Here is a 2791-nt window from a genome sequence, read left to right as displayed (position 1 = left end):
TATTAGCTAAGCTTTGTCAAGACTTTTCTTTGTGAATTCTTTATGAATTCGTTTGAACTCTTTCAAAAAGTGTTCATCGTCATCACCTTATTCACATTCATCGCTCTCGTCAAGCGACTTTTATATTTTATCATCTACAGCGACATTTGTCAATAGCTTTTTCATCGTTTCTCTATTTTATACATTTTCTACCCGATAATTTAGATATTTTTCACTATGTTGTTCATTTTATACTATAATATAAAAGAAAAAGCAGGGCAATGCCCTGCTCTGATGCTCTTAATTATTAGAAGATGTATCAAATCCGCCCCTATTAAAGAACAATTCTCTTATTGCAAGCGCACAACCTGACAGGAATCTGTGCTTGTCCTCAATAATAGAAAGCTCGATCTTGCTTGAAACAAGCGCTCCGCCTATCTCTGTCACAGCGTCCTTTAATTTCTGGAACGCCTTTTCATTCTGGAATTTGAACTGATGAAGCACTATCTTCTGTGGGTTGGTAGAAAAATACAAGTTGTTAAGAAGCACCGCTAACAGCGTAAGCTCACCGTTAAGTATCTCTTTTACAGCCTTGTCGTCTTTCTCGTATGCCATCGTTATCATATCCTGATTGACATTCTCAAAACTTCCCCTTGCCGCCTCATAGAGAAAAGGCGTCTTTTCAGCAGAAAATACTTCCCTAAGCTTTGACATAGTAGCCGATGGAGTGAGTTCACTCTCAACACAGCCCCTTCTTCCGCAAGGACAAGTCCTGTCAGAATAAGGGTTGATTATCATCTTATCCACGAAGTTAGTTCTGTTATCATATGAAACGATCGGATCGTTAAGATTCGTCACAACAAAGTGCATAGTGTTGCCATACTGCAAAAAGGCTATGTTGTGTCTGTTTATATCCTTTGTTTTAAGGAAGTCGATATTTGCCATAGCCGTACCCTTTACAGAGTTGTCAAAAACCAGCGGAAGCTCAGTTTTCTCTCTTATTGCAGCCTTTAGCTTAGCATAATCAGGCTCACCATCTTCAACACTGATACCAAGTCTTGAATACATAGTCGGGAATATACCGAAACCGATACCGAGAATAGAGTTCTTGTCAAGGCAGTTGTCGCCCAGTACCTCGTTTATAGACTTCTCAGTGAAATCAAAAATGGTGCTGTAGTCCGTCTTTTCGTTGATAGCCAGATTTCTCTTATCGAGAACTGCACCTGCCAGAGTTGACAGACCAACGCTTACGATATCCTCCTCTACCGTTACGCCTATAACGAACTTGTAGTGGTGATTTATGTCGATAAGTATCTTTTTTCTGCCTCTCGGAGCTTTTTCTGTAACGTGCTTGTATTCGCCTATTTCCTGTATTATCCCCTGCTCGATCATTTCATTTGTTATGATCGTGACAGCGGCTCTTGTAAGCTCTAAAGTTCCCGCAATGTCGATACGGGAAGTAGGGCCTCTCTGCTTGAGTATCTTGAGGACCTGCATACGGTTGCGCCTCTTGAGATCAAGCTTGCTAATGCCATGCTGTTCCATATAACTATAATTCCCTCCGAATATATTATTACCTGCCCTGTACGTTCAAAGCGTTCCGTGTCCTTTAAATACTGATACGAAACGCCTTTTATGTGCAAGCTTCCGGCGGCAGCCATGCATGAAATAACGCACAACTCCGCCGTTTAATTGTTCTTCTCGGAAATTATAGCAAACATTTTTAAACTCATGATTAACAATTGATTATCATTTAACTGTTTACCGAACATTTACAATTTTTTAAAGAATGTCAGCCTCGTTGATATCGTCCTCTATCTCCTCACCGTTGAGAATAGCCTTGAGAGTTTCCACTTCTTCGTCAGTAAGAGTGATACCCTTGCCCATTCTGCTGTGGTCTGGATTCCATTCTCTCAGGTCATATTTAGGCTCTCTCTCGTTCCAGGAAACCTTGTTAAGCTCCTTTGTCCAGCCCTTGGCGTTTTCAGAAAGTACGCCTATACGCTCTGTGATCTCAAATTTCAATTCTGCCATGATAAAAACCTCCATTGGTGTAATAGGAGCATAGCCCCTTTATCTATAAAACGCAGTATCTCTACCGCTTTTTATATGCCCATTCAATAAGCTTATCCCATATCTGTCTGCGGAATATAAAGCCGCATACAAGTGTCTGCACAGCCGCCGCAAGCACGCCGAACCAAAGTCCTGCCGCCGCACCAAGCAGTATATCAAGTGCCGCAATGCCAATGAAAACATCTGCTGGTCTGCGGTTTTTGATAATAACAGCCACCGCCAGTATCAGAAATGCCACCGCTGCCCATACCATGCCGTGCCTGAAAACTAGACTCAGCGGCATAAGCACCATAAAGATATACATAAGCCTGTTCTTGTTTTTGTATATTGCAAAGACAAAGCCTGCCAGAAGCAAAGCATACACAATAATGCCCCTTGTGAGCAAGTCTATGAGTACAAATACAGCCAAGCCGCCAATAACTGCGCAAAGCTTTGCAGTGCTAAGGCTCACAAAATGTGAAGCTATCCTTGCAGGAAGCACCTTGTAGAATATGCTCTCTACAGCCTTTCGGTTGAGTATAAAGACCGCAAAGAAAAGCAGTGTCACGATAGCATACAAAGGCAGGTGGTGCATAAGGTCAGTTTCAAAAAGACAAATGAACATCATCACAAGGATAACGATGTTGTTCACTATCATCTTTTTCATATCTATCCTGAACGGCACTAGCTTTCTCGAGTCTATGGCTCTTATGATGAACACAGTCATATAAGCTGCCACCGTGGATATAGGCGGACCGTA

Annotated in this window: 2 protein-coding genes and 1 pseudogene; all 3 read right to left on the bottom strand. The window is 41.8% G+C overall.

The annotated features are described in order from the left end of the window. Positions 1-279 precede the first annotated feature (279 nt). Positions 280-1524, bottom strand: a complete 1245-nt coding sequence (locus QVO88_RS08085; protein WP_022287990.1) for an ROK family transcriptional regulator — start codon at positions 1522-1524, stop codon at positions 280-282. A gap of 237 nt (positions 1525-1761) precedes the next feature. Continuing rightward, positions 1762-2013 (bottom strand): YdbC family protein, encoded by a 252-nt coding sequence (locus tag QVO88_RS08080; RefSeq protein ID WP_022287989.1) that lies wholly within the window; start codon positions 2011-2013, stop codon positions 1762-1764. 61 nt (positions 2014-2074) lie between these two features. Further along, positions 2075-2791: pseudogene (locus QVO88_RS08075) on the bottom strand (hypothetical protein); the annotation flags it as partial.

The organism is Ruminococcus sp. CAG:57 (assembly GCF_000435935.1).
GTDB classification, from domain to species: Bacteria; Bacillota; Clostridia; order Oscillospirales; family Ruminococcaceae; genus Hominimerdicola; species Hominimerdicola aceti.
This window is presented reverse-complemented; position numbering and strand designations above follow the sequence as displayed.

Coding starts and splice junctions, on each gene's coding strand:
- QVO88_RS08085 (WP_022287990.1), bottom strand. CDS start 1,524: ATGGAACAGCATGGCATTAGCAAGCTTGATCTCAAGAGGCGCAACCGT.
- QVO88_RS08080 (WP_022287989.1), bottom strand. CDS start 2,013: ATGGCAGAATTGAAATTTGAGATCACAGAGCGTATAGGCGTACTTTCT.